Raw genomic sequence first — 19,806 nt, 5'->3', positions numbered from 1 at the left:
TGGACCTAGGAGCGGCTGGTGAACGGCTCCTGCTCCTCGATGCGGGTGGCCGCGGAGCGGCGGCCGGCCGCCGAGATCTCCCGCTCACCGCGTTCGTCGATGCGCTGCTCGACGTTCTTGGAGCTCGACAGCTGCCACGGCACCGAGGTGACCATGACCCCGGGGGTGAACAGCAGCCGGCCCTTGAGCCGCAGCGCCGACTGGTTGTGCAGGATCTGCTCCCACCAGTGTCCGACCACGTACTCCGGCAGGTACACCGCGACCACGTCCCGCGGCGAGTCCCGCCGGACCCGCCGGACGTAGTCCAGGATCGGCTTGGTGATCTCGCGGAACGGCGAGTCGATGACCTTCAGCGAGACCGGGAGCTCGCGGTCCTCCCACTCGCGCGCCAGGTTCGCGGTGTCGGCGGGGTCGACGTTGACCGTCACCGCCTCGAGGATGTCGGGCCGGGTCGCCCGCGCGTAGGCCAGTGCCCGCATCGTCGGCAGGTGCACCTTCGACACCAGCACGATGGCGTGCACCCGGCTGGGCAGCACGAGGTCGTCCTCGTTGGCGGCGATCTCGCGGGCCACCCGGTCGTAGTGCCGGCGGATGGCGACCATCACGCTGTAGATGGTCGCCATCGCCAGGATGGTGATCCAGGCGCCGGACAGGAACTTGGTGATCAGCACGATGACCAGCACGGTGCCGGTGAGGCCGAAACCGGTGGCGCTGATGATCTGCTTGCGCCGCAGCACCGCGCGCTCCGCCGGGTCCGACGACCGGTCGATGAGCCGCTTCCAGTGCCGGATCATCCCGCCCTGCGAGCAGGTGAACGACACGAACACGCCGACGATGTAGAGCTGGATCAGGGCGGTGACGTCGGCCTGGAACGCGATGATCAGGATGATCGCGACGACGGCCAGGAACACGATGCCGTTGGAGAACGCGAGCCGGTCGCCCCGGGTGTGCAGCTGCCGCGGCAGGAACCGGTCCTGCGCGAGGATCGAGCCCAGCACCGGGAAGCCGCTGAACGCGGTGTTGCAGGCCAGCACCAGGATGAGACCGGTGGTGAAGGACACCACGTAGAACGCCGGTGGGAAGCCCGAGAACACCGCCTGGGCGATCTGCGCGATCACCGTCTTCTCGTGGTAGTCGGCGGGTTGGCCGATCATCACCACCCCGGGCTCGGCGACGTGCACCTTCGTCACGATGGCCAGCGTGACGATGCCGATCATCATGGTGACGCTCATCAGGCCCATCAGGGCCAGCGTGGTGGCCGCGTTCTTCGCCTTGGGCTTCTTGAACGCCGGCACGCCGTTGGAGATGGCCTCCACGCCGGTGAGTGCCGCCGAGCCGGACGAGAACGCCCGCAGCAGCAGGAACACCAGCAGGATGCCGGTGCTGCCGTGGGTGGCCTCCAGCTGGAAGTCGGCACTCTCGGCGAGCATCTCCCCGGAGCCGAAGAAGTAGCGGACCAGCCCGGTGGCCAGCATCGCGAAGATGGAGATGATGAAGGCGTAGACGGGGAACGCGAACGCCGCCCCCGCCTCCTTCAGGCCACGCAGGTTGGCCGCGGTGACCAGCACGATGATGCCCACGCTGAAAGCGACGTTGTGGTCACCGACGAACTTGATGGCCGAGCCGATGTTGGCCACGCCGGCCGCCGTCGAGACGGCCACGGTGAGGATGTAGTCGACCAGCAGCGCGCTGCCCACCACGAGACCGAAGCGCTGCCCGAGGTTCTTGGTGGCGACCTCGTAGTCGCCGCCGCCGCTGGGATAGGCGTGCACGTTCTGCCGGTAGGACAGCACCACCACGATCATCACCAGCGCGACGGCGGCGGCGATCCAGGGGGCGTAGGCGTAGGCGGCCAGCCCGGCCACCGACAGCACGATGAAGATCTCGGCGGGGGCGTAGGCGACGCTGGACAGCGCGTCGGAGGCGAACACCGGCAGCGCGATCCGCTTGGGCAACAACGTGTGCGCGAGCTTGTCGCTCCGGAATGCGCGACCGACGAGAATGCGCTTCGCGGTGCTGGTTAGCTTCGACACAGCACGCGAGCCTACGTTGGGCACCGTACTTCCGGTGCCACGCGGGGTCACGATACTGTGACGCGGCCTTCCGGCCCCCGGTCGTGCGCCCGAGAAGCTTGTCTGGACGGAGATCTCGCTCGTGCACATCGTGATCATGGGGTGCGGCCGCGTCGGCTCGTCCCTGGCCCGGATCCTCGATCTGCGGGGGCACTCGGTCGCCGTCATCGACCGGGACGAGGCCTCCTTCCGGCGGCTGGGCCCGGACTTCAAGGGGCTGCAGATCCTCGGGATCGGATTCGACCGCAACACGATGATCGAGGCGAAGGTCCCGGAGGCGCACGCGTTCGCCGCGGTCAGCTCCGGCGACAACTCCAACATCATCGCCGCCCGGGTCGCCCGCGAGCAGTTCGGCGTGGAGACCGTGGTGGCCCGCATCTACGATCCCAAACGCGCCCAGGTCTACGAGCGTCTGGGCATCCCCACCGTCGCGACGGTGCCGTGGACCACCGACCGGCTGCTGCGGGCGGTCATCCCCGACGGCCTGGTCAGCGAGTGGCGCGACCCGTCGGGCACCGTGCTCGTCGCGCAGGTGCCCTACCACCGCAACTGGCTGGGCCTGCCGCTGGCCCAGCTGGAGACGGCGCTGGGGATGCGCACCGCGTTCGTGGTCCGGTTCGGGGCGGGCCTGCTGCCCGACCGGCAGACCGTCATCCAGGAAGGTGACCTCATCTACGCCACCGTGCTGACCAGCGACATGGAACGGCTGGCCTCGGTGTCGTCGATGAGCCCGGACGAGGTGAACTGATGCGTATCGCCATCGCGGGAGCGGGTTCGGTCGGTCGGTCCATCGCCGGCGAGCTGATCGAGAACGGCCATCAGGTGATGCTCATCGACCGGGAGCCGACGAACATCCGGCCGCACCTCATCGAGGAGGCCGAGTGGGTGCTGGCCGACGCCTGCGAGGTGACCAGCCTCGAGGACGCCGGCATCCAGACCTGCGACGTGATGATCGCCGCCACCGGCGACGACAAGGTCAACCTGGTGGTCGCGCTGCTGGCCAAGACGGAGTTCGCGGTGAACCGGGTGGTCGGCCGGGTCAACGACCCCCGCAACGAGTGGCTGTTCACCGAGGCCTGGGGGGTGGACGTGTCCGTCTCGACGCCGCGCATCCTGGCCGCGCTCGTCGAGGAGGCCGTCAGCGTCGGCGATCTGGTGCGGCTGTTCACCCTGCGGCAGGGGCAGGCCAACCTGGTCGAGGTCACGCTGCCCAAGGCGACCCCGCTGGCCGGGTTGGCCGTCCGGGACCTCAAACTCCCCCGCGACGCCGCCCTGGTGGCCATCCTGCGTGGTGGGCGGGTCATCGTCCCGCAACCCGACGTGCCGATGGAGCCCGCCGACGAACTGCTGTTCGTCGCCTCCACCGAGGTCGAGGACGAGCTCCGCGAGGCGCTGCACTGAGTGCGGGCACGCGGCCGGGCCGAGGTCGTCCCGTCCGCTGACCGGTTCCCGCCACCGCGGAGGCTCGTCGGCTGCGCGTTCGTCCGGAGGTTCAGTTTCGGCGTGACCATCACCGTGAACCGGGAGTCATCACGCCGAAACCAGTGGGCGGGCCCCGCCCCCGAGGCGATCGACCGGGTGACCCGGCCGCCGCCGCCACGCTCGATTCGGCGTGACCATCACCGGAATCCGGCAGGAATCACGCCGAAACCAGCGGGAACGAGCCCGACCTCCGACGCGATGGGCCCACGGGGGCCGGGCCGCCGCGCGGCTCACTCCCGGCGCCACCATCACCGCATCCGGCAGCGATCAGGCCGAGACCGACGGTTCCATCAGCTCTTCTTCCCCAGCAGCGTCGTCAGCGGCGGGCGCTTCCAGCCGGTCCCGCGCATCACGATCAACACGGACGCGCCGATCGCCAGGATCCACAGCGGGTAGCCCATGGCGATCCGGGCGAAGCCCAGCCAGCCGATCTCGTCGCGGCCGAGCAGTGCGTTCTGGACGAGGTAGCGGGCGGCGAACACCACCACCCACACCAGGGTCGCGTAGTCGTAGCGGCGGACCAGGGCCCGGTCCCGGCGCCACGCGGTGCCGCGGCCGTTGATGCCTTCCCAGATGAGCCCGACCGCGGGCCACCGGACGATCATCGACACCAGCAGCGCCGACCCGTAGACCAGGTAGCTCCAGATGCCGAGCTTGAAGTAGCCGCCGGCCGAGCCGGACTTGTAGGCGATGAACGCGGCGATGCCCACCCCCAGCAAACCGCTGACCGCCTGGGTCACCGGCTTCCGGCGGGCCAGCCGGAACGCGAAGATGGCCGCCCCGGCGACCAGCGCGGCCACGATGCCGGCGGTGAGCCCGCCGATGCCGTTGGCGATGACGAAGACGACGACCGGCAGCCCGGAGTCCAGCATCCCGGCGGGTCCGCCCATCTGGTCCCAGATGGTCGGGGTGGTGCGCGCCGGTGCCGTCCGGGCGTCAGGTCCGGTGGCGTCGGCGGTCGCGTCGGGAGCGGCGGCGGGCACGCCGTCGGGAGCGGTCGGCCCGGTACCGGTCGGCCGCGGCGAGGGTGAGCTCATACGAGCGCGGGGCGCAGCTCGTAGTCGGGGTTGTAGATGGTCTTGACCCCGTCCCGGTTGGCGATCCGGCCCTTGGCCAGGATGGTCCGGCCCGGCTCGACACCGGGGATGGAGCGGCGGCCGAGCCACACGAGGTGGATCGCGTCGGTGCCGTCGTAGAGCTCGGCCACCAGGGTGGCCAGCGAGTCGGCGGGCTTGAGGTCGACGGACCGCAGCCGCCCCTGGACGGTCACGACCTGCCCCATCCGGCACTGCTGGGCGTGCTGGGCGCCGCACTTGTCCGACGACTCGGTCAGTGCCTGCGCCTCGAGCTGGTCGTCATCGCGGCCGAGCGTGCTCAGCCAGCGCTTCAATCCACCAGCCATGGGTATCACCTGCGATCCTGCGCTCCCTGTCGGAGCACGTCGGTGGGACGTCCGGTGCGGCAGCGGGGCCGGTCACGGCCCGGTCCGCTGATGCCAGTTTAGGCGCGGCGCGGGGCGTCCGGCGGGGTGTCGGCGGCGCCGGAGGCAGCGTCGTCGGTCACGATGTCGTCGATCAGCCGGTGCAGGACGGCGGCGATCTCCGGCGGGCGGTAGTCCGGCCCTTTGAGGATCTTGCCGTCGGACCGGCGGACGGGGCGGCCGTCGGCGCCCAGCTTGGTCATGTTCGACGTGTGGACGGCGTCGATCACCGCGTCCAGGTCGATCCCGTAGACGTGGGCGGTGCCGTAGGCGACGTAGACGATGTCGGCGAGCGCGTCGGCCACGCCCACGAGGTCACCGGCACGGGCGGCGGCCGCCAGTTCGGCGACCTCCTCCTCGATCAGCGCCTGGCGCAGTTCCACCTGCGCGTCGCCCACCTCGACCGTCGCGGACGTCCGCAGCGGGAGCTCGTAGGCGGTGTGGAACTCCGCGACCTGCGCCGCCGCGCGGCTGCACGGCGCGGCGGCCATCAGTGACGCGTCCCGGACCGGCGGGCCGGCGCGAGCCGACCCGCGGTGGATCCGGAGGGGGTGCGCCGCCGGGGGCGGCGCGGGGTGCCGTCAGGCACAGTCGGCACACACCTCGTGGCCGTCCGAGCCGCGGGCCAGCCGGCTGCGGTGTTGCACCAGGAAACAGACGGTGCAGGTGAACTCGTCGGCCTGCTTCGGCACGACCTTGACGGTGAGCTCCTCACCGGAAAGGTCGGCGCCGGGGAGTTCGAACGACTCCGCGGTGTCGCTCTCGTCGATGTCGACGACGGCCGACTGGGATTCGTTGCGCCGGGCCTTGAGCTCCTCGAGGGAGTCCTCCCCCTGCTCTTCACTCTCGTTGCGTCGTGGTGCGTCGTAATCAGTAGCCATCGGGTGTCCTTTTCTCGTCCCTCTCCGTGCGAGAGCGTGCGCCGGTCCTGCGGAAACGTCCGGTTGCGTGCGGTCGGTCGGCAGCGCGGGTCGTCCGGTGCGTGGTGCTCGTCACCCGGCCCGCGGTGTCTGTGCGGACCGGCCTGTCAGCTAACGCACCGATCCCTGGTTTTGTGCCCGAGATGCCGTGCGGATAGCGGGCAGAATTCCGTGTCCGGCGGCAGCAGGGTAGCGGACTTCGCGGGCACCGCGCGTCGAGGGTGCGCGGGAGCACGACGATCACCGGGCTGACGCATAGTCTGGCACCCGGCTCCCGGGCCCACCCGGCCCGCGCGCCGCCCTCGACGCTCCGACCGGAGTGCGCCGACCGAGAAGAGGCTTCCCCCGTTGAGCAGCGATCGCGCACCCGAGGCCTACCGACGGCGCAACCGCTGGCCGGCGCTGGTGATCATCGGCGTGCTGCTCCTGGTGACCGCGGTCACCTGGATCGTGGTGCTCAAGCCGGAGCCCGCGGCGGACAACTCCTGTAATCAGCCCGGCGCCGCGCCCGCGGCGAGCGCGGCGAGCGCCACCGGCGACGCCGCGAGCACCGACCCGGCGGCCACCTCGGCCGAGGCGCCGACCGAGACGGCCACCCCGACCACGACGCTGGGCGAGATCACCGACCGCAACACCCTCCGCGACACCCGCCCGGCGAATCCCTCGACCGTCCTGCTGCGGGTGGTCAACGCCAGCACCACCCCGGGGATGGCCAAGACGGTGACGGAGTCGTGGCGCAAGGCGGGCTTCGAGTCGATCCGGGAAGCCGCCGACGACTCCCTGTACCCGCTGCGCGACCTGCGCTGCTGGGGCGAGATCCGCTACGGCGACGCCGGCGCGCAGGCGGCGCGCACGGTGCTGATCGTGGCCCCCTGCGCGACCCTGGTGAAGGACGACCGTTTCGACGACTCGGTGGAGTTCGCGGTGGGTGCGCTGTTCGACGACACCGGCCTGACCGAGGATCAGCAGGCGCAGCTCGAGGCCATCCGTCAGGCTTCCACTCCACCGGCGGTCATCGAGGGCGTCACGCAGGCCGCACCGACCGTTCCGACGACCTTCCCGCTGCCGACCGCCACCTGCCCGTCCTGATTCCGCACGACACTCCGCACGACCCCTGACGCACCCGCCCGCCCCTCCCCCGTCCTCAAGGAGTTCCCGCCGATGACCGTGCCCGTGCTGCCCGACCCGTCCGCCGCGCCCGCCCCGGAGGTGGATCCCGACACCACCGCGTTCGGTATCGACATCGGCGGCACCGGCATCAAGGGCGGGGTGGTGAACCTGACCGACGGCACGCTGATCGGTGAGCGCTTCCGCCTGGACACCCCGCAGCCGGCCACCCCGGACGCGGTGTCGTCGACGGTGCACCAGATCGCCGAGCACTTCGACTACCAGGGGCCCTACGGCTGCGCCTTCCCCGGCGTGGTCACCCACGGCGTCGTGCACACCGCGGCCAACATGGACGAGTCCTGGGTCGGGGTGTCGCTGGTCGACGCGGTCAGCGGGCACGTCCCCGGGCCGGTGACGGCGCTCAACGACGCCGACGCCGCCGGTCTGGCCGAGGTCCGCTACGGCGCCGGCAAGGGCCATCCGGGCCTGATCATCGTCGTCACCTTCGGCACCGGCATCGGCACCGCGCTGATCAACGACGGGGTGCTCATCCCCAACGCCGAGCTCGGCCACATCGAGATCGACGGCCACGACGCCGAGACGAAGGCCGCGGCGTCCGCGCGGGACCGGGACGGGCTGAACTGGGAACAGTGGAGCAAGCGGGCCAACCGCTACCTCACGCACCTGGAGAACCTCCTGTGGCCGGAGCTGTTCATCTTCGGCGGTGGCATCACCAAGAACCCGCACAAGTGGGTGCCGCACCTGAAGACCCGGACCCCCGTCAAGGTGGCCGCGATGCGCAACAACGCCGGCATCGTCGGCGCCGCCCTCGCCGCCCGCGAGCAGAAGCTGCTCTGACCCCGCCGGGGGGGCCGGACCCGGCCGGTCCGGGCCGACCGCGAGCGGTCGGCGACCCCTCGTCGGGCGCCCCGTGGCGATTCCGGGCGATCACGTACGCCCTGATCGGGCCGTTTCCGTCCGGCCGGGAGCGGTTGCGCGGCTACAATGGTCACGTCGCCGATACCGGGCCGTCGAGGTCCGATCCCCAATCCTTCCTTCACCGTGTCCGTTCCTGCCTGGACGGCACCGCGTCGCTGTTCCCGGCGGCGGGTGGACTGGGGTCGTTGTGTGGTGGGTTCTACAGGCGCCGCCGTTCGTGAAAGGTTTTCCGTGGCAGTTGCAGCATCGTCCAATTCCGCCCCCGCCGACGGCGTGACCGCCGAGCCGGGAGCCGTCGCGGCCCCCGCGACCCGGTCCCGGGCCCGCGCGGCCGGTGCCGCTCCCGCGAAGCCCCGCAAGACCGCGGCCAAGGCCACCGCCAAGGCCGCGCCCGCCGACGACGCCGCGCCGGCGGACGACGACGACCTGGGTGCGTTGAGCCTGGTCGACGGCGCCGACGAGGCCGTCGAGGTCGACGTCGCCGACGTCGAGGTGGTCGCCGACGACGCCCCTGCGGGTGCCGCGATCGTCAAGGCCGCACCGGCCGAGGACGACGACGACACCGAGGACGACGGCGAGGGCACGGCCACCGCCACGGCCGGCTCCGGCAAGACCGCCGAGTCCAGTGAGTTCAGCTGGGACGACGACGAGGAGTCCGAGGCCCTCAAGCAGGCCCGTCGCGACGCCGAGCTCACCGCGTCCGCGGACTCCGTCCGGGCGTACCTGAAGCAGATCGGCAAGGTCGCGCTGCTCAACGCCGAGGAGGAGGTCGACCTCGCCAAGCGCGTCGAGGGTGGCCTGTACGCGGCGGAGAAGATGCGTCAGCTGGCCGAGGCGGGCGAGAAGCTCACCACCCAGCAGCGCCGTGACCTGAACTGGGTCCGCCGCGACGGCGAGCGCGCCAAGAACCACCTGCTGGGCGCGAACCTGCGTCTGGTGGTGTCGCTGGCCAAGCGTTACACCGGCCGCGGCATGGCGTTCCTGGACCTCATCCAGGAGGGCAACCTGGGCCTGATCCGTGCGGTCGAGAAGTTCGACTACACCAAGGGCTTCAAGTTCTCCACCTACGCGACCTGGTGGATCCGGCAGGCGATCACCCGCGCCATGGCCGACCAGGCCCGCACCATCCGCATCCCGGTGCACATGGTCGAGGTCATCAACAAGCTCGGCCGCATCCAGCGCGAGCTGCTCCAGGACCTGGGCCGCGAGCCCACCCCGGAGGAGCTGGCCAAGGAGATGGACATCACCCCGGACAAGGTGCTGGAGATCCAGCAGTACGCCCGGGAGCCGATCTCGCTGGACCAGACCATCGGCGACGAGGGCGACTCGCAGCTCGGTGACTTCATCGAGGACTCCGAGGCCGTGGTGGCCGTGGACGCGGTGTCGTTCACGCTGCTGCAGGACCAGCTGCAGGCCGTGCTGCAGACGCTGTCCGAGCGCGAGGCCGGTGTCGTCCGGCTGCGCTTCGGGCTCACCGACGGCCAGCCGCGCACCCTGGACGAGATCGGTCAGGTCTACGGGGTGACCCGCGAGCGGATCCGCCAGATCGAGTCCAAGACGATGTCGAAGCTGCGTCACCCGTCGCGGTCCCAGGTGTTGCGCGACTACCTGGAGTAGGCATCACCCGGCGTCCGCACCGGGCGCCGTCCGGTCGCCACCGGCCGGACACCCAACGTGAGCTGCCGCGAGGGCGCCGGTCGACCGACCGGCGCCTTTCGGCGTTGGAGGGACCCGTTCGGCCGAGTGGACGCGGACAGTACACCGTGGCGCCCGCGGGTTCTGCGGTCAGCGAACACGCGCCGTCCCCAGCGGCGTCGCCACGGCCGGCACGGGCGCCGTCGGCGGCGCCGTCACCCACCGTGACCTGCGGCGTTACCTCCGTCGACGCCCGGGCCGAGACGCAATCGGTATCCAAGCGTGTCCACGGACACACCGGCTTGTCATCCGGCAGGAACATTTCGATGGCAGCATTTGGTTACGGAGCTGGTCCGAGATCGGTCCCGGGTCTGCATCCGGCCCCTCGCGGCCGGCGGTAGATCGCTTCGTACGGAGTGAAACGGGTACCTCACCAGGACCCATCCGTACGAACGGGAGCATCGAATAGACGGTACGAACGCAGCGCGGGAGCGCCACGTTCGATCGACGGGAGGACACATCATGACCGGAACGACGGCCGCACCCACCACCACACTGACCGCCCTCGACCGCTGCGATCGTTGCGGCGCCCAGGCCTCGATCCGCGTGACCCTGCCGACCGGCGGCGAGCTGCTCTTCTGCGGCCACCACGGACGCCAGCACCAGGACCGCCTGGAGCAGCTGGCCGCGGTCATCCACGACACCCGGAAGACGACCTCCGTCTGAGGTCCGCTCTCCTTTCGTCCCGGACGGGGCGGGTCGCCGAGAGGCGACCCGCCCCGTTCGGCGTCGGGGGGCAGGTGCGACACCGACCACGCCCGCCGGGCGCTGCGGATCACCCGGCTGCCGCGGGCCGGTCGGCCGGCAACGGGTACCGGCGTGGGTGAGGATCGAGGGGCACGTGCCCCGTCCCCGCAGACCCGGGTCCGCACCCGGGTGCGCATCCGTCGAGAGGTGGTCCGATGAGTTACGCCGGTGGATCGGTCGGTGCCGGGGCGGCCCCGCCGTGGCCGGTCGCGTCCGACCAGCAACCCCGCCGCCCGGCCGGACCACGCGCCGACCCGATCGCCTTCCTGCTGCTGGTGCTGGCCGGCGGTTGTGGCGTCACCCAGTACCTGCTCACGGGATGGCCGGTCGGGCGCTCCGATCCGCTGGGTGGCACCGTCGTCAGTGGCCGCCAGCTGCTCACCGAGCTGGGCCCGCACACCAACACCACCGCATCCGTCACCCGCATCGCGCTGCTGGTCGTCACGGTCGGCGGCGCGGCCCTGATCCTGCTGGGCCTGGCGTCGCTGTTGCCGATGACCCACGGCCCGATCGGCTTCGCCGCCCTGCTGGTGGCGTTGGGCGTCGGCGGCGCCGCCGTCTGGCTGGTCGTCCAGGCGAGCCGGGTGCTCGGCTCCCCCGCGTCGGCGTTGTTCTCCGGCGGGGAGCTGGGCTGGTACCTGACGGTGGCCGCCGCGGTGGTCGGGCTGTTCGGCGCGTTCAAGGCGCTCGGCAGCTGACGGTCGGGCGCCGCGCCCGTCCGGCTCAGAGCATCCCGAGCAGATGGTCCCGTCGGCGTTCCAGCACGTCCACCGAGGCGGCCGAGGACACCGGCCCGGGGATGGCCGTCCGCAACTGCACGTGCACCTTGGCGTGCGGCGCGCCGGTCCGGGCCGCCACCTGGGAGACCAGCTGGTTGACCTCGCGGCGCAACGCCGCGGCGGCCCGCCAGCCCTCCTGTCCGGCGCTGATCTCGGGAGCCGGTTCCGCCGGCAGCGTCTCCGACTGCACGGCCCGCACCCGGCGCCGCAGCTCCGAGTCACGCCGGGTCAGCAGGGCGGCCGTCTGCTCCGGGGTGAGCAGACCGGGCAGCCCGAGGAAGTCCTCCTCCTCGTCGGTCGCCGGGCCGGCGGCGGTGGCGACCACCGCCCGTCCGGAGCTGAGCAGGTGCGCGAACTCGGCGTCGGACTCGAGGTGCTCGTTGCGCTTGACGCCGTCCGGCTCGGACTCCACGACCGGCATGTCCAGCGGATCGGCGAGGTCGTCGCCGAGCTCGGTGTCCTTCTTCGGCGGCACCATCACGAAGTTGCGGTCCAGCTCCATCTCCGCGGCCAGCGCCAGCAATGGGCGCACTGCCGGCAGGAAGACCGTCGCCGACTCGGCGGGGTTGCGGGCGCGGACGACGCGGCCCACCGCCTGGGCGAAGAACAGCGGCGTCCGGTACGACGTCATCCAGGCCAGGCACGCGGCGCGGGGGACGTCGACGCCCTCGGAGATCATCCGCACACACACCGCGATGCGGTCCTTCGACGTCCGGAACGCCTCGATCTTCTTCGACGCCTTCGGGTCGTCGGACAGGATGAGCGCCGGCTTCTCGCCGGTGATGCGCTGGACGATCTTGGCGTAGGCACGGGCGTCGTCCTGGTCCGACGCGAGCACCAGACCCGCGGCGTCGGGCATGGTGGTCGCCCGCAGGTGGGTGATCCGCTCGTCCATCGCGGCGATGACGTGGGGCACCCAGCCACCGGCCGGGTCCAGCGCGGTCTTCCAGGCGGCCTGCTCGACGGACTTGGTGCTGTTCTCGGTGAGCGACACGGCCATCACCTCGCCGGCGGAGTTCCGCCAGCGCGACACCCCGGTATAGGCGGCGAACACCACCGGCCGGACCACCCGGTCGGTCAGCGCGTCCTTGTAGCCGTAGCCGTAGTCGGCCATCGAACGCAGCAGGTCACCGTCGGTCTCGTAACGGACGAACGGGATGCGCTCGTCGGCCCGGGTCCGGAACGGCGTCCCGGTGAGGCTGAGCCGTCGCTGGACGCCGTCGAACGCCTCGGCGACCGCCTCGCCCCAGCTCAGGCCGTCACCGGCGTGGTGGATCTCGTCGAGGATGACCAGCGAGCGCTTGCGCAGCGCCCGGGCGGCGTGGATGGCCGGGCGGCCGGCGACCTGGGCGTAGGTGGTGACGTAGCCGTGGGCACCGTCGCGGACAGGGCCCTGCGCGTTGGTCATGGTGGGGTCGAGGCTGAGCCCGGCACCGGCGGCGGCGTCGGCCCACTGGGTGCGCAGATGGTCGGTGGGGGCGACCACGACGACCCGGTCGACGACGCGGCGCGACAGCAGCGTGGTGGCCAGCGCCAACGCGAACGTGGTCTTGCCCGCACCCGGTGTCGCGGTGACCAGGAAATCGCTGCGGTCGGCGGCCTCGTAGGCGGCCAGTGCTTCGCGTTGCCACGCCCGCAGACGCGGACCGACTGGGGCCGAGGGGGCCACCGACACCGTGCTTCCCCCACCTCTGCCACGACACTCGCCACGTCTGTCGAACCCGCCGGCCGGAGCCCGCGGTGTCCCTGGACGACGTCCGCCGGGAGTCTCCCACCGGCCGAACGCCGCGTCCGATGGTACCGGCCAGGAGCCGGTGGCCCGGTCCGGCGACGCGCCCCCGACGGTCCGACGGGGCGCCGGGAACATCACAAAACGGGGTGCCGCCGACGGTGTCGGCCGTCCGTCACGCCTCCGGGCGGGCATCCTGTAGGGCGATGCCCACGCCTGCCGCTTCCGCACGACGACCCGACCGGTCCGGTACCACCGCCACCCGGCGCACCGGCCTGCGCCGTCCGTCAGTGGAGGTCGCGCCGCCCGGGGAGGCCCGCGAACGGCTCCGCTCCCCCTACGACGAGCACGCCACCGAGGTCATCCGGCGCCCCGCCGCCGCGGAGATCCCGGCGGCCCCGGCCGTCGACGCCCGGCCGCCCGCGCCGGCCGACGAGCCCTGGTCGCCGGCGCGCACCGCCACCACCCGCTGGCATCGCCCCGGCACCGCGCCGATCGTCATCCCCGCCGACACCCCGCGCCGTCCCTGGAAGGTGGTGACGCGGACGCTGAGCAAGGCCTGGGACGACTCGCTGTTCGGGATGAGCGCGGAGGCGGCGTTCTGGCAGGCGCTGTCGACCGCGCCGCTGCTGCTGGCCCTGCTCGGCTCCATCGGCTTCGTCGGTGGCTGGTTCGGTCCGGGGACCATCGACAGCGTCGAGGACCGGGTGGTGACGGTGCTGCGCACCGTGTTCAGCCCGGAGGTGAGCTCGACCCTCATCGAGCCGACGGTCGACTCGGTGCTGCACCAGGGTCAGGCCGATGTCGTCTCGGTGGGCTTCGTCATCTCGCTGTGGGCCGGGTCGTCGGCGATGGCGTCGTTCGTCGAATCGATCACCATCGCCTACAACCAGCACGAGGTCCGGCATCCGGTCACCGAGCGGTTCTTCGCTCTCGGGTTGTACCTGTGCGCGCTGGTGTTCGGCGTCTTCGCGCTGCCGTTGCTGGCGGTCGGTCCCGAGTACCTGCCGGAGTTCTTCCCCGACGCCTGGCACGCGCAGGTCACCCGGATCGTCGGCATCGCCTACTACCCGGGGATCGCGCTGCTGCTGATCGTGGCGCTGGCGACGCTGTACAAGCTGGCCCCCCGGCACCGGCATCCCTGGCGCCGCGGGCTCCCCGGTGCGGTGCTCGCGGCCGGGGTGTTCATCGTGGCGTCCGCCGGACTGCGGGCCTACCTCGGGTACGTGACCACCCACGGCCTGACCTACGGCGCGCTCGCCACCCCGATCGCGTTCATGCTGTTCGCCTACTTCGTCGGCATCGCCATCATCATCGGCGCCCAGTTCAACAACGCGACGCTGGAGTACTACCCGCCGCGGCGGTCGCGCCGCGAGCTCCGCAAGTGGCGCCGACTGGACGCCGAGTCCGCCTGAACGGCGACGCCGGGACGACAGCCGTCCAGCGGATCGGTTCAGTCGGAGCGGCCATCGGTCACGGCCGGGCCCTCGCCGGCCGGCGGCTCGGTCGCGGCGGGCCGCGTCCTGCGGGCCTCCCGCCGTTCGTGCATCCGGGACAGCGGCCCGAGGGTCGAGACGAGGATCAGGGCGAGCGCCCCCAGGACGAAGAACAGCGGGTTGACCCCGCCGTCGCTCTCGGCCGCCGCCGCCAGGACCGTTCCGATCTGCTCCACACGATCGACCGTACACCAATGGTTGGTGCACCAACAGATCGCGCTACGATGACCGGGAGCACACCACCGCGGGAGGGGACGAGCCGATGACGGCGCACACGGCCGAGGATCCGCTCGCACTCGAGCAGCAGGTCTGTTTCGCGGTGGTCGTCGCGGCCCGGTCCGTGGTGGCGCTGTACAAGCCGGTGCTGGAGCCGATGGGCCTGACCCACCCGCAGTACCTGGTGATGCTCGCCCTGTGGCAGGACACGCCTCAGACGGCCAGCCGGCTGAGCCAGACGCTGGCGCTGGACCCGGGCACCCTGTCGCCGCTGCTGAAGCGGCTGGAGGCGGCGGGTCTGGTGGCCCGCGAACGCGACACCCGCGACGAACGTCAGCTCGCCGTCCGGCTCACCGAGCGCGGGACGGCCCTGCGGACCGAGGCGGAGAAGGTGCCGGCGGCGATCGCGGCGCGGCTCGGGATGGACCCGACCGAGCTGGCCACCCTCCGGGACGACCTCACCCGGGTGATCGTGGCCGCACAGGACTGACCGACCCCGAGGCACCCGCCCACCGGGCGAACCGGTGCAGCCCACACTCCGGCCGGGGTGCGGAACCGCACCCTGTGCCGCGGCGCACGGGCGCTACTTGCCGCCCTTGGGCATGGCGTCGAAGATCTTCTTGCAGTCCGGGCACACCGGTGATCCGGGCTTGGCCGCCTTGGTCACGGGGAACGTCTCGCCGCACAGCGCGACCACCCAGTTGCCCAGCACCGCACTCTCGGCGATCTTGGCCTTGCGGACGTAGTGGAACAGTTCCGGGGCGTCGTCGGTGGTGTCTTCCTGGACGTGTTCCAGCACCTCGGTGGATGTCATGGGACTCTCTCACTCGTACGGTCGGCGGGCCGGGATCCGGCGGGGACAGGCGCGCGACGGCGGCGCCGGGCACGTCCATGATGCCGCAGACTGACGGACGTGACGAGCTCCCCCGTGTCCGCACCGCCCATCTCACAGCCCGCCGCACCGGCGGCCCGCGCCGTCCCGGGGACCTCCCGATGACCGGCTTCCGGGTCACGGTGGTCGGTGACGTCGGGCTGGACGTGGTGGCCCAGGTCCGGGGCGACATCGTGCCGGGCCAGGACACCCGCGCCGGCGTGGTGGTCACCCCGGGTGGCGCCGGCGGCAACACCGCAGCGTGGCTCGCCGCCTACGGCGTGCCCGTCTCGCTGCTGGCGCGCGTCGGCGACGACGAAGCCGGCCGCACGACCACCGCCGAGCTGGTCGCGGCCGGGGTGGACTGCCGCTTCGCCGTCGACCCGACGCTGGCCACCTGCTGCGTGGTGGTGCTCGTCACGCCCGACGGCCACCGGACGATGCTGGCCGACCGCGGTGCCAACAAGGCGTTCTCGGCGGCCGACGTGGTGCTCGGCACCCCGGCCGAGGCCCGTCAGCACCTGCACCTGTCGGGATACGTCCTGCTCGACGACGACTCGCGGGACGCGGGCCTGTACGCGCTGACCGCCGCGAAGGCCGCCGGCTGGACGACGAGTGTCGATCCGCAGGCCGCCCGGCACATCGAGGCGGTCGGCGCACCGACGTTCCTGTCCTGGCTGGCCGACGTCGACCTGCTGCTGCCCAATGACGGCGAGCTGGCCGCCATGGGCGGGGCGTCGGACGTGCTGGCGGTGGTCGGTGAGGTGGTGGTCACCCACGGCGAGCACGGGGCGACATGGATGTCGGGGACCGAACGGGCGACGATGGCGGCTCCCGCCGTGCACCGCACCGATTCCACCGGTGCCGGCGACGCGTTCAACGCGGGCTGGTTGTCGCACTGGCTGGCCGGCGACGCGCCGGAGACGGCGCTGGCGGCCGGGGTGCGGGCCGGTTCGGACGCGGCCGCGGCGATCGGGGCCCGGCCGGGTGCGGCGAAGCCGACCTCCCCGACGCAGGGGCCGACGGGCTGACGCTGTCCCGGGGCGGCGGTGCCGCCCCGGAACGGGAGGTCAGGAGGCGGTCGGCGTCCGGTGGTCGTCGGTGGCGGGCGCGTCGATGACCTCGTGGTGGGTCTCGATGGCGCGGTCGTAGCTGATGGTGCCGGGCAGCACCTTCTTCGCCTTCTGGGTGCGCGCGGGCCCGTCGTTGGCGATGAGGACCGCGATCCACGGCAACGGCACCGACAACAGGATCAGGGTCAGGGCGAGCCACGGGGTCCCGATGCAGAGCACGGCTGCGATCAGGAACGGGATACGCATGCTCATGGTCAGCGTGTAGCGCTTGCGGCGCCGCGACAGCTGCTGCTGGTAGGACTCCTTGGCGTCGGTGATCAACACCGGACGTTCGGTCATGGAGCCTGGCACTTCCCCTCAGGTTGCCTGGTGGCCGCGTCTGCGACCGTGGTGATGACTGCACTCTGTACAACCATCTGAACCCTCTACCGATTCCCCCCGGCGGCTGGATGCGCACCGACGGATGAGCAGGTGAGACGGTGTGCACAGTCTCCCGGGCACCCCTGAAACGCTACTCCTGGGCGCGGGCGGCGGCCTTGGCCGCCTTCTTGGCCGCACGGACCAGTTGCAGCGACTCCGGGTCCTCGACGTCGGCCACGCTGACCCGCGATCCGGCGACGCCGTACGGGCCGGCCGCCTCGGCCCAGCCGGGCGGCCGCACCCCGAACCGCTTGCCCAGCAGGGCGACGAAGATGGCCGCCTTCTGGGCGCCGAAGCCGGGCAGCGCGGCGATCCGCTCCTTCAGTTCCTCGCCGGTGCCGGCGGCGGCGTAGAGGTTCTCCGCGCGACCGTCCCAGTGTTGGACGAGCTCCCGCGCCACGGCCTGCACCCGGCCCGCCATCGAGCCCGGGAACCGGTGCACGGCCGGTGGTGTCGAGCACAGCGCGGCGAACTCCCCGGGGTCGGCGGCGGCGATGGCGGCGACGTCGAGGGCGCCGCCCATCCGCTCGGCGATGACGGCCGGCCCGCTGAACGCCTTCTCCATCGTCACCTGCTGGTCCAGCACCATGCCGAGCAGGACGGCGTTGGCGTCGGTCGCGAGCAGAGCGTCGGCGTCGGGGTTGCCGGTGAGGAAGAAATCGGTCGTCACCGGATCACCCTGGCACAGGCGGTCGGCCCGGCGGAACGGTCACCACCCGAGGTCCCGAGTAGGAGAACCGGCGCCGGTGGCTGTATTGGTGGGCGGTGACGGTGCCGCCCCGGACCCGTCGTGGACCGAACTGAACCACCGACCTCCGACCGAACGGTGAACTGATGGATCTCGATGTCGCGGCCCGGCTGGGCGACGACCTGCGTGCGGCCGGCTACGACACCTCCGGCGTACTGGAGCGGCTGGGCGGTAGCGCCCACCGCGCGTTGGCCCGGGGCGAGAAGGTGCCGGCCCGCCGCGCCACCGCGGACGGTTCACCGCTGTCCACGCTGATCCGGGTGTTCCTGCTGGGCGGCGCGGTCGACCGCGCGGCGATGCAGCGGGTGCTGACCACGACCGGGGTGGACGCCGCGGTCGCCGAGGGGGTCCTCGAGGCCGACGGTGACCGGGTCCGGCCCGGGATGGACCTGCGTCCGTACGGCGACGACGACCACGAGTACCTGGTGCTGTCCGATCTGGACTCCGACGTCCGCCCCGGCCCGGTGCGGCCCGATCACGTGCTGGGGATCGGCGCCGCGTCGCTGAGCCTGGTGCGCGCGACCGTGCGCGAGAGGGTCGGCAGCGTGCTCGATCTCGGCACCGGCTGCGGCGTGCAGGCGCTGCACTGCTACCACCACACCGACCGGCTGACCGCCACCGACACCAGTGACCGGGCGCTGCGGCTGGCCGCGGCGACGGCCCGGATGAACGGCCAGACCTGGGACCTGCGGCAGGGGTCGCTGTTCGATCCCGTCGGGGACGAGCGCTTCGACCTCATCGTGTCCAACCCGCCGTTCGTCATCTCCGCCGGCGAGCAGCGGTTCTCCTACCGCGACTCCGGTGTCGCCGGTGACGGGCTGGTCCGGTCGCTGGTCGAACGCATCCCGCAGCACCTGAACCCGGGCGGCACGGCTCAACTGCTGGCGAACTGGATGGTGCACGACGAGGGCGACTGGCGTACCCGCGTCGGCTCCTGGGTCGCCGGGACCGGTCTGGACGCCTGGGTCGTGCAGCGGGAACTGGCCGATCCGGTGGAGTACGTGGCGCTGTGGCTCAAGGACGCCGGCGAGACGGGCCGGGGCGACGCCGACGACGCGGCCGCCGAGGCGTGGCTGGACTACTTCGAGCGGGAGCGGGTCACCGGGATCGGCATGGGGCTCATCACCCTGCGCCGGCCGGCGGTCGACACCGCGGGCGTCCGCCCTGACGTCGTGCTGGACGAGATCACCGGGGCCGGCGAGGAGATCAGCGGTGACGAGGCGGCCGCGTTCCTGGCCCGCCGTGACTGGCTGCGGGCCACCGACGACGCCGGGCTGCTCGCGACCCGGCTGGCACTGTCGCCGGCGTCGCTGCTGGAGGAGCGCAGCCTGCCGGGCCAGGACGGCTGGACGACGGTGTACCGGGTGCTGCGCCGGGTGGGCGGCCCGGCCGCCACGCTGCAGCTGGACGAGTGGACCCAGGGCCTGCTGGCCGGGTGCCGCGGTCAGGTGCCGCTCGGGATGCTCGTCGACCTGTTCGCCGGCGCCCACGGCTTCGATCCGGCCGCGTTGACCGAGGCGGTCGTCCCGGCCGTGCGCCACGCCGTCACCCGCGGCCTGCTGCACCCGGTGGCCTGATGCGGGCGGTCGTGACCCGGGTGGTGTCGGCGTCGGTGGCCGTCGACGGCGCGGTGGTGGGCGAGCTGCCCGGGCCGGGGTTGCTCGTGCTGCTGGGCGTCACCCACACCGACGACGCCGCCACCGCGGTCCGGATGGCGAGCCGGATCGCGGGCCTGCGGATCCTGCGCGCCCCGGACGATCCGGACGGGGCGCGCGGCGAGGTCGGCGCCGTCGACATCGGCGCTCCGGTGCTCGTGGTGAGCCAATTCACGCTGTACGGCGACACCCGTAAGGGACGGCGGCCGAGCTGGTCGGCGGCGGCCCCCGGGGACGTCGCCGAACCCCTGGTGAAGGCCCTGGTGGAGGCCCTCCGGGCGGCCGGGTTGACCGTCGCGACCGGCGTCTTCGGCGCGATGATGGCCGTGACCAGCGTGAACGACGGTCCGTTCACGCTGGTGCTCGACGTGTGAGCC

Annotated in this window: 22 protein-coding genes; 12 read left to right on the top strand and 10 right to left on the bottom strand. The window is 72.1% G+C overall.

The features are described 5' to 3' along the window. Positions 1-5: 5 nt before the first annotated feature. A complete protein-coding gene (locus tag DB033_RS01275; protein WP_111765109.1) occupies positions 6-2,033 on the bottom strand; it encodes an APC family permease in 2,028 nt (675 codons plus the stop codon). A gap of 121 nt (positions 2,034-2,154) precedes the next feature. On the opposite strand from DB033_RS01275, the gene DB033_RS01270 reads away from it, so the two are divergent. After that, entirely contained in the window at positions 2,155-2,820 is a 666-nt protein-coding gene (locus tag DB033_RS01270; protein ID WP_111765108.1) for a potassium channel family protein, read from the top strand. Continuing rightward, positions 2,820-3,473, top strand: a complete 654-nt coding sequence (locus tag DB033_RS01265) for a potassium channel family protein (protein WP_111765107.1) — start codon at positions 2,820-2,822, stop codon at positions 3,471-3,473. The genes DB033_RS01270 and DB033_RS01265 overlap by 1 nt, the downstream gene beginning before the upstream one ends. A 371-nt stretch (positions 3,474-3,844) precedes the next feature. On the opposite strand, the gene DB033_RS01260 is transcribed toward DB033_RS01265, so the two are convergent. The 4 genes from DB033_RS01260 to DB033_RS01245 form a co-directional block, all read right to left on the bottom strand. Further along, positions 3,845-4,591, bottom strand: a complete 747-nt coding sequence (locus DB033_RS01260) for a DUF3159 domain-containing protein (RefSeq protein ID WP_240615678.1) — start codon at positions 4,589-4,591, stop codon at positions 3,845-3,847. Beyond that, positions 4,588-4,956, bottom strand: coding sequence for an OB-fold nucleic acid binding domain-containing protein (locus DB033_RS01255; protein ID WP_111765106.1), 369 nt, complete (start codon positions 4,954-4,956; stop codon positions 4,588-4,590). The genes DB033_RS01260 and DB033_RS01255 overlap by 4 nt, the downstream gene beginning before the upstream one ends. Positions 4,957-5,054: 98 nt before the next feature. Beyond that, positions 5,055-5,525 (bottom strand): pyrophosphohydrolase domain-containing protein, encoded by a 471-nt coding sequence (locus tag DB033_RS01250; protein WP_111765105.1) that lies wholly within the window; start codon positions 5,523-5,525, stop codon positions 5,055-5,057. A 90-nt stretch (positions 5,526-5,615) separates the two neighbouring features. Next, positions 5,616-5,915: a DUF4193 domain-containing protein gene (locus tag DB033_RS01245; protein WP_111765104.1), complete on the bottom strand. Its 300-nt coding sequence runs from the start codon at positions 5,913-5,915 to the stop codon at positions 5,616-5,618. Positions 5,916-6,302: 387 nt separating this feature from the next. On the opposite strand from DB033_RS01245, the gene cei reads away from it, so the two are divergent. From cei to DB033_RS01220, 5 genes are all read left to right on the top strand, one after another. Further along, positions 6,303-7,043 (top strand): envelope integrity protein Cei, encoded by a 741-nt coding sequence (cei, locus tag DB033_RS01240; RefSeq protein ID WP_111765103.1) that lies wholly within the window; start codon positions 6,303-6,305, stop codon positions 7,041-7,043. A gap of 72 nt (positions 7,044-7,115) precedes the next feature. Beyond that, a complete protein-coding gene (gene ppgK, locus DB033_RS01235; RefSeq protein ID WP_111765102.1) occupies positions 7,116-7,919 on the top strand; it encodes a polyphosphate--glucose phosphotransferase in 804 nt (267 codons plus the stop codon). Between the two features lie 312 nt (positions 7,920-8,231). Further along, positions 8,232-9,617: an RNA polymerase sigma factor gene (locus DB033_RS01230; protein WP_111765101.1), complete on the top strand. Its 1,386-nt coding sequence runs from the start codon at positions 8,232-8,234 to the stop codon at positions 9,615-9,617. Between the two features lie 540 nt (positions 9,618-10,157). After that, positions 10,158-10,361 (top strand): DUF7455 domain-containing protein, encoded by a 204-nt coding sequence (locus DB033_RS01225; protein WP_111765100.1) that lies wholly within the window; start codon positions 10,158-10,160, stop codon positions 10,359-10,361. A gap of 236 nt (positions 10,362-10,597) precedes the next feature. Next, positions 10,598-11,140, top strand: a complete 543-nt coding sequence (locus DB033_RS01220) for a hypothetical protein (RefSeq protein ID WP_111765099.1) — start codon at positions 10,598-10,600, stop codon at positions 11,138-11,140. Positions 11,141-11,165: 25 nt separating this feature from the next. Here DB033_RS01220 and DB033_RS01215 read toward each other — a convergent pair whose 3' ends face one another. Next, positions 11,166-12,896, bottom strand: a complete 1,731-nt coding sequence (locus DB033_RS01215) for a DEAD/DEAH box helicase (protein ID WP_420814016.1) — start codon at positions 12,894-12,896, stop codon at positions 11,166-11,168. Between the two features lie 260 nt (positions 12,897-13,156). Here DB033_RS01215 and DB033_RS01210 point away from each other — a divergent pair, with 260 nt between their 5' ends. Further along, positions 13,157-14,365 carry a YihY/virulence factor BrkB family protein gene (locus DB033_RS01210; RefSeq protein WP_111765097.1) on the top strand — a complete coding sequence of 403 codons (1,209 nt, stop codon included), beginning with the start codon at positions 13,157-13,159 and terminating at the stop codon, positions 14,363-14,365. Positions 14,366-14,403: 38 nt separating this feature from the next. Here DB033_RS01210 and DB033_RS01205 read toward each other — a convergent pair whose 3' ends face one another. Continuing rightward, the gene (locus DB033_RS01205; RefSeq protein ID WP_111765096.1) at positions 14,404-14,622 is read right to left on the bottom strand and encodes a hypothetical protein; all 219 of its coding nucleotides are present in this window, start codon (positions 14,620-14,622) and stop codon (positions 14,404-14,406) included. Positions 14,623-14,708: 86 nt separating this feature from the next. Here DB033_RS01205 and DB033_RS01200 point away from each other — a divergent pair, with 86 nt between their 5' ends. Further along, the gene (locus tag DB033_RS01200; protein ID WP_111765095.1) at positions 14,709-15,152 is read left to right on the top strand and encodes a MarR family winged helix-turn-helix transcriptional regulator; all 444 of its coding nucleotides are present in this window, start codon (positions 14,709-14,711) and stop codon (positions 15,150-15,152) included. 93 nt (positions 15,153-15,245) lie between these two features. Here the strand turns inward: DB033_RS01200 and DB033_RS01195 are convergent, their stop codons facing one another. Continuing rightward, positions 15,246-15,476, bottom strand: a complete 231-nt coding sequence (locus tag DB033_RS01195) for a DUF3039 domain-containing protein (RefSeq protein ID WP_111765094.1) — start codon at positions 15,474-15,476, stop codon at positions 15,246-15,248. A gap of 179 nt (positions 15,477-15,655) precedes the next feature. Here DB033_RS01195 and DB033_RS01190 point away from each other — a divergent pair, with 179 nt between their 5' ends. Further along, on the top strand, positions 15,656-16,564 hold the full coding sequence (locus tag DB033_RS01190; RefSeq protein ID WP_111767141.1) for a carbohydrate kinase family protein: 909 nt from the start codon (positions 15,656-15,658) through the stop codon (positions 16,562-16,564). 39 nt (positions 16,565-16,603) lie between these two features. On the opposite strand, the gene DB033_RS01185 is transcribed toward DB033_RS01190, so the two are convergent. Further along, the gene (locus tag DB033_RS01185; protein ID WP_111765093.1) at positions 16,604-16,945 is read right to left on the bottom strand and encodes a DUF3099 domain-containing protein; all 342 of its coding nucleotides are present in this window, start codon (positions 16,943-16,945) and stop codon (positions 16,604-16,606) included. A gap of 172 nt (positions 16,946-17,117) precedes the next feature. Further along, the gene (locus tag DB033_RS01180; protein ID WP_111765092.1) at positions 17,118-17,696 is read right to left on the bottom strand and encodes an HhH-GPD-type base excision DNA repair protein; all 579 of its coding nucleotides are present in this window, start codon (positions 17,694-17,696) and stop codon (positions 17,118-17,120) included. 164 nt (positions 17,697-17,860) lie between these two features. Here DB033_RS01180 and DB033_RS01175 point away from each other — a divergent pair, with 164 nt between their 5' ends. Together DB033_RS01175 and dtd are read left to right on the top strand one after the other, a co-directional pair. Further along, positions 17,861-19,351: a DUF7782 domain-containing protein gene (locus tag DB033_RS01175; protein ID WP_111765091.1), complete on the top strand. Its 1,491-nt coding sequence runs from the start codon at positions 17,861-17,863 to the stop codon at positions 19,349-19,351. Beyond that, on the top strand, positions 19,351-19,803 hold the full coding sequence (gene dtd, locus DB033_RS01170; RefSeq protein ID WP_111765090.1) for a D-aminoacyl-tRNA deacylase: 453 nt from the start codon (positions 19,351-19,353) through the stop codon (positions 19,801-19,803). The genes DB033_RS01175 and dtd overlap by 1 nt, the downstream gene beginning before the upstream one ends. Positions 19,804-19,806 lie beyond the last annotated feature (3 nt).

This window comes from Nakamurella deserti (assembly GCF_003260015.1).
GTDB lineage: Bacteria > Actinomycetota > Actinomycetes > Mycobacteriales > Nakamurellaceae > Nakamurella > Nakamurella deserti.
This window is presented reverse-complemented; position numbering and strand designations above follow the sequence as displayed.